This is a genomic window from Brevundimonas sp. (assembly GCF_036400995.1).
In the GTDB taxonomy this organism is placed as follows: domain Bacteria; phylum Pseudomonadota; class Alphaproteobacteria; order Caulobacterales; family Caulobacteraceae; genus Brevundimonas.
Genome location: NZ_DASWWG010000080.1, coordinates 40,944 through 47,177, shown reverse-complemented (window position 1 = coordinate 47,177; position 6,234 = coordinate 40,944). Strand labels below are relative to the sequence as shown.

General features: G+C 69.2%; 5 protein-coding genes. 1 reads left to right on the top strand and 4 read right to left on the bottom strand.

The window, feature by feature from the left end; translation table 11 throughout:
- Positions 1-130 precede the first annotated feature (130 nt).
- Complete coding sequence (locus VGE03_RS11740; RefSeq protein WP_331046657.1) at positions 131-1,483, bottom strand: O-antigen ligase; 1,353 nt, start codon at positions 1,481-1,483, stop codon at positions 131-133.
- A 107-nt stretch (positions 1,484-1,590) separates the two neighbouring features.
- On the opposite strand from VGE03_RS11740, the gene VGE03_RS11735 reads away from it, so the two are divergent.
- Positions 1,591-2,142 (top strand): DUF2059 domain-containing protein, encoded by a 552-nt coding sequence (locus tag VGE03_RS11735; RefSeq protein ID WP_331046656.1) that lies wholly within the window; start codon positions 1,591-1,593, stop codon positions 2,140-2,142.
- On the opposite strand, the gene VGE03_RS11730 is transcribed toward VGE03_RS11735, so the two are convergent.
- From VGE03_RS11730 to VGE03_RS11720, 3 genes are all read right to left on the bottom strand, one after another.
- On the bottom strand, positions 2,139-3,515 hold the full coding sequence (locus VGE03_RS11730) for a glycoside hydrolase 5 family protein (protein WP_331046655.1): 1,377 nt from the start codon (positions 3,513-3,515) through the stop codon (positions 2,139-2,141). The two genes, VGE03_RS11735 and VGE03_RS11730, sit on opposite strands and share 4 nt — an antisense overlap.
- A gap of 21 nt (positions 3,516-3,536) precedes the next feature.
- Positions 3,537-5,864, bottom strand: a complete 2,328-nt coding sequence (locus VGE03_RS11725) for an ATP-dependent helicase (protein WP_331046654.1) — start codon at positions 5,862-5,864, stop codon at positions 3,537-3,539.
- Between the two features lie 95 nt (positions 5,865-5,959).
- Positions 5,960-6,226: a hypothetical protein gene (locus tag VGE03_RS11720; RefSeq protein ID WP_331046653.1), complete on the bottom strand. Its 267-nt coding sequence runs from the start codon at positions 6,224-6,226 to the stop codon at positions 5,960-5,962.
- Positions 6,227-6,234 lie beyond the last annotated feature (8 nt).

The following is a 6,234-nucleotide window of genomic DNA, read 5'->3' as shown; positions in this document are numbered from 1 at the left end:
GGTGTCGGCCGGGCGCGCGGCGGGCGGCGGCGTCACGGGCGCGACGGCCTGCGGGACGGGCGCCGGAGCGGGCGTCGGGGCGACCGGAGGCGTGGAAACGGGCTCGGCCGGACGCGGCTGCGTCGGCTCGTCATCGAACAGGAAGAGATCGGCGGAGTTGGCCATTCAACGAGTGTGCGGCGATTCGGGGACCGGTCTGGTAGGCCCGACGGGGCTTTGGAGCAAGCGGGACCGCCTCGGCTGTGGACGAGGGCAGGAAGGCGCGGGTCATCACGGCGAGGAAGAGGACGAACGGCAGGCTCTGGTGGGTCAGCAGGATCGATTCCGACAGGCTGAGCACGAAGAAGGCCGCCAGGAAGCCCAGCGCCCACCAGCCCTCGCGAACGCCGGACCCGGCGCTGCGGAACAGGGTGACGACGAAGGTCAGGGCCAGCTGGCCGCCGACCAGGATCGCGCCCGGCCAGCCCAGCTGGACCAGCAGGTCGATCCAGCCGTTGTGCGCCGAGGGCACGATCCAGCCGGTCTCCTTGCGCACCCAGTCGGCGGGCGGGCTCTCGCCGATCCGGCCCCAGAAGGCGCCGTAGCCGTAGCCGGTCCACGGACGCTCGGCGACGCGGCGCATCAGGCTGGCCCAGATGTCGGTCCGGCCGGTCAGCGACGGGTCCTTGCCCAGCGCCTCCAGCACGGCGACGGAGTGGGTCTCCCAGATCCAGAGGCCCAGGGCGCTGACCACGACGGCGCTCCAGATCGCCACGACGGCGAAGGCGGCGCCGCCCCTGCGCAGGGCCCAGAAGCCGCCGACCACGCCGACGCCCAGCACCAGACACAGCAGGGAGGTCTTGGACTGGGTGGCCAGCACCAGACCGCTGGACAGGGCGAAGGAGAGGGCGGGCAGCAGGCGGCGCGGGTCGTTGGAGGCCAGACAGGCCGCCGCCGCCGTGGCGCCGATCACCATGACCGCGCCCATCTGGTTCTTCTCGTACCAGAGCCCCCGCCAAAGGCCGGCGTTGACGTCGTGGTGCACCCCGATGGCGGGGAAGGCGAAGACCATGATCAGGCTGCCGACGGCCATGATCAGGCTGGACAGCATCAGCAGGCGGGGCAGGTGCGGCCCCCGGAAGGCCGCGCCCAGATACAGGGCGAAGACGCAGCTGATGGCCAGGGCGATCACCCGGCGGCTGGTCGTATGATAGTCCAGCGACCAGTATTTGGAGGCGAAGCACAGCCCCACCAGCATCACGACCAGGATCGCCGCGGGCCAGGCGCGCCACATCCGGTCCAGCCGGAAGATCACCAGTCCGGCGATAGCCGCATAGGCGGGCAGCCAGACCAGACGCAGCACCGGCGTCTCCTGCTGCAGGGGGGCGAACACCGGGCCGATCAGGGCGCCGGTCAGCATGGCGATCAGGGCGACGCAGGTCGCCGTCTCCCACCAGGTGGGGGCCGGTTCGGTCGCAACGGTCGTGGAACGGGACTCACGCACGCGCGCAGCGTCCGTGTTCAGGCTTAACGAAGGGTTGGGGATGGGCGGCGGCCGCTGTTTCTTCGGCGGCGCTTCCCGGCTAGGAAACGGAAAACAGGGGTACTTTCATGATCCGGACCACGTTTGCCTGTCTCGCCGCCGTCGCGGCACTGTCGGCCGCGGCGCCCGCCGCCGCCCGCACTGATCCGCCCGCGGCGGTCGCCGGCCGGCAGGACGCCGAGTTCGAGGCGCGCAAGGCGCTGGTGCGCCGCTTCTTCGAGGTCAGCCAGTTCGAGAAGCTGACCAACACCATGATGGAATCCATGGTCGCGCCGATGCTGAGCGACTCCCGCATCCCGGCCGACAAAGTGCCGGTGGTGCGCGAGGCCTTCCTCGAGGCGTTCGGCAATGTGATGCCGCAGATGATGGACGCCTACGTCGAGCAGTACGCCGAGACCTTCACCCTGCAGGAACTGGAAGAGCTGGTCGCCTTCTACGAAAGCCCCACCGGGCGGTCGGTGATGGCCAAGACCCTGACGCTCTCGCGGCAGGCGGGGGACATGATCGAGCGCTTCCAGCCGCTCATGGAGGCCGAGATGCGGCGTCAGCTGTGCGCCCGCATCGACTGCCCCGCGCCGACGGCCGAGCCGCCTGTGATCGTCGCCCCGAGCCGCCGCTAGAGCGCCGCCAGCGCCTCGGCCTGGGCCCGGATGATCCGACGGGTCGAGACGTCCTGGTCGAACACGCCGTACCAGCCCTGCGGCTCGTGCGGCGGGTCGCCCACGAACGCGGTGTCGCCGCTGCGGAAGCGGAAGTCCGGATGCTGGGCCCGGCCCTCGCCGTTCCACGCCCAGAAGTTGGACCCGGCCAGCGGCCCGCCCTCGCGGACGCTGGCCAGCACGGCCGCGTGGATGGCCCCGTAGAGGTCGTCCCGCATCGAGGTCGAGGCGTCCAGATCGTAGACGTCGCCGTTGCGGGGATAGCCGAACTCCTCGACCACCAGCGGCTTGCCCGCCTGTTTCGCCAGCTCGACGTGCTGGGCCACATACTCGCTCGACAGGGCCACGGCGCGGGCGTGGGTGGCGGGCATGTCGGTGCGGTCCAGCCAGCCCCAGTTGCCCGGCCAGACGTGGGCCGTGTGGTAGTCGATGGCGTCGTCCGCCTGTGACGACAGGACCAGTCCGAGCCGCTCCATCGAGCCCTTCAGCCCCTCGCCGCCGGTCGAGACCAGATGGTGCGGCGCCAGCGACTTGATCAGCCGCGCGGTCTCGCCGATCCACGCATGGAAGGCGGGCAGGGTGCGGTCGACGGTGGCGTCCGTGCCGCCTGGGCGCGGTTCATTGGCCAGTTGCCACCCCATGACGGCCGGGTCCTCGGCGTACGGTTTGCCGGTCACGGTGTTCACCCGCCCGACGATCTTGCGGATGTGGGCGTGATAGCGGGCGACGGCCTCGCCGCTGGAATAGAACTCCGAGACGAACTCGGGGAAGGCGGGCCACGGGTGCGCGGGGTCGCCCGCGTCGATGTAGCGGCCGCCGTTGGTCCACAGCAGATAGGTGGCCATGCCGCCCGACCATTCCCAGAAATTGGTCAGGTACAGCACCGCCTTCATGCCGCGCTTGCCGATCTCGGCCATGGCGTGGTCCAGCCCGGTCAGCAGGGCCTCGTTGTACTCGTCGGCCTGATCATGGAAGGCGGGGCGCACCGAGTTCTTCAGCGGCGAGTGCTCGGCCGAGGCGGCGATGCGCAGATTGGTCACCCCGTCCGCCGCCAGCGCGTCCAGTTCGCGCGCCAGCCGCCCCTCATGCCCGATCCACGCCGCGTACCAGAGGTTGGTCCCGACATAGCGGTACGGTTTGCCGTCCAGGGTGAACTGCGTCCCCTCGCGCCGCACGAAGCCCGAGGGCGCGGTCCGGCGCGCGAAGGCGGGCAGGGCGGGCGTCGCCGCGACGGCGGCCGTGGCGGTGAGCAGGGTGCGGCGGTTCATCATCGGCGGAGACTCGCGCTGGGTTCGCGCCAGCTTCGGTTGGGCGAGGATGGGAAGTCCACCCACAGTTTGTTTCCCGGAGGCGGATCAAGCCTTCTCCACGAACGTATCGATCACCTTCTTCTCGCCCGCCTTGTCGAAGGCGACGACCAGCTTGTTGCCTTCGATGGCCCTGACGGCGCCATAGCCGAATTTCTGGTGGAAGACGCGGTCGCCGCGCGACCAGCCGGAGCCGGCCTTCGGATCGGCGGTGGCGACCAGCCGGCCGTTGCCTTCCAGCAGGGTCTGGCGGGCGGGCTGGGCGTTGGGAACGCGGTTGGCCGTGAAGGCCTGGCCGCGCTTCCAGCCCGGCGAGGAATAGCCCGAGCCGAACGAGGGGGCCTCGTCCCAGCGGCTCTTGGCCTCCTTCATGCCGGAGGAGGCGCCGTAATAGCCGGTGTCCGACTGCGGCTCGACGTGGTCGATGGGCAGCTCGTCGACAAACCGGCTGGGCAGTTGGCTGGTCCAGCGCCCGTAGACGAGGCGGTTGGCGGCGAAGGAGATGCGGACATCCTCCTTGCCCCGCGTCACGCCGACGTAGGCCAGGCGGCGTTCCTCCTCGAGGCCCTTCTCGCCCTTTTCGTCGATGCTGCGCTGGCTGGGGAAGACGCCTTCCTCCCAGCCCGGCAGGAAGACCAGCGGGAACTCCAGACCCTTGGCCCCGTGCAGGGTCATGATCTGCACCGACTCGGCGCTCTCGCCCCGGTCGAGGTCCATGACCAGTGAGACGTGCTCCAGATAGGCGGTCAGGCCGTCGAACTGCTGCATCGACTGCGTCAGCTCTTTCAGGTTGTCGAGCCGGGTCTGGCCGGTCGCCCGGTCGGCCTTCTGCATGTCGGTGTAGCCGCTCTCCTCCAGAACAGCCTCGGTCAGCTCCCAGTGGCTGGTCGTCTGGCCCAGCGCGCGCCAGCGGTCGATGTCGCGGATGAAGTTGGAAAAGGCCGTGCGGGTGCGGGCCTGAAGCTCGTCCGTGCCGATCAGGTGACGCACCGCCGCCATGGCCGAGACGCCGTTCTCGCGCGCGATCTGCAGCACCTTCTGGACGCTGGTGTCGCCCAGCCCGCGCTTGGGCACATTGACGATCCGCTCGAAGGCCAGATCGTCGTCCTCGGACAGGATCAGGCGCAGATAGGCGTGGGCATCGCGGATTTCGGCCCGTTCGAAGAAGCGCGGGCCGCCGATGACCGTGTAGGGGATGGCCAGCATGACGAAGCGTTCCTCGAACGCCCGCATCTGGAACGAGGCCCGCACCAGCACCGCCATGTCACGGTAGCTGACGCCCTGCTTGCGGGCGGTCTCGATCTCGTCGGCGATCAGCCGGGCCTCGGCCTCGCCGTCCCAGACGCCCCGCACCCGGACCTTGTCGCCGGTCTTGTCCTCGGTCCACAGCGTCTTGCCCAGACGGCTGCGGTTCGCCTTGATCAGCCCGGAGGCGGCGCCGAGGATGTGGTGGGTCGAGCGGTAGTTGCGCTCCAGCCGGATCACCTTGGCGCCGGGGAAGTCGCGCTCGAAGCGCAGGATGTTGTCCACCTCGGCCCCGCGCCAGCCGTAGATCGACTGGTCGTCGTCGCCGACGCAGCAGACGTTGCCGGTCGAGGCGGTCAGCAGGCGCAGCCACAGGTACTGGGCGACGTTGGTGTCCTGATATTCGTCGACCAGGATGTAGCGGAAGCGGCGGCGATATTCCTCAGCGATATCCGCGTGCTGCGACAGGATCGTCAGGTTGTGCAGCAGCAGGTCGCCGAAGTCGCAGGCGTTCAGGCTGGCCAGCCGCGCCTGATAGGCGGCGTACAGGGTCTGGCCCTTGCCGTTGGCGAAATCCTCGGACGGCGGCAGCTTGTCGGGCGTCCAGCCGCGGTTCTTCCAGTGGTCGATCAGGTTGTTCAGCGACTTGGGCGTCCAGCGCTTGGTGTCGAGGTTCATGGCCTCGAGCAGTTGCTTGCACACCCGTTCCTGATCGTCGGTGTCCAGGATGGTGAAGGTCGACTTCAGCCCGACCAGTTCGGCGTGGCGACGCAGGATCTGGGCGGCCACCGAGTGGAAGGTGCCCAGCCAGCGCAGGCCTTCCGCCGACGGACCGATCAGATGGGTGATCCGCTCGCGCATCTCGCGCGCGGCCTTGTTGGTGAAGGTGACGACCAGAAGTTCCCACGGCTTCGCCCGGCCGGTGGCCAGGATGTGCGCCAGACGGGTGGTCAGCACCCGCGTCTTGCCGGTGCCCGCGCCGGCCAGCACCAGCACGGGTCCTTCAGTGGTCTCCACCGCATCGCGTTGTTCGGGGTTGAGCCCCTTCAGATAGTCGAGCGCCCCCTGGCCTTCGGGGCCATGCGAGCGGGCGAGGTCAGAGATACGCGGGGAGGGCAGGGAATCGGTCACGCGGCGTCCATTCGTAGGAGAACGAATGTAGCACACGCGAGGCGCGGGTTAAGGGGGCGGGGCTGTGTTTGCCCCGGACAGCTCGCACCCGACGGTCAGTCTTGCCCCTCTGCATCGGGGTCGTCAGCGGCCGCGTCTTCGGCCTTGGTCGCGAACATCAGGACCCGCTGGTCGTACTCGTCGACCTTGGGGTCGGCGTTGTTCACGCCCTTGAAGACCCGCGCCAGGGCGAAGACATCTTCGGGCAGGCCGGTGATCTCCTCGTAGCCGGACCCCAGCCAAAGCCGCTTCACCGAGGCGACCTGGCTGGACTTGCAGACGACGACGGCGACGTCGCGGTTCATGGCTTCGGTGTCGGGCATGGTCGCTT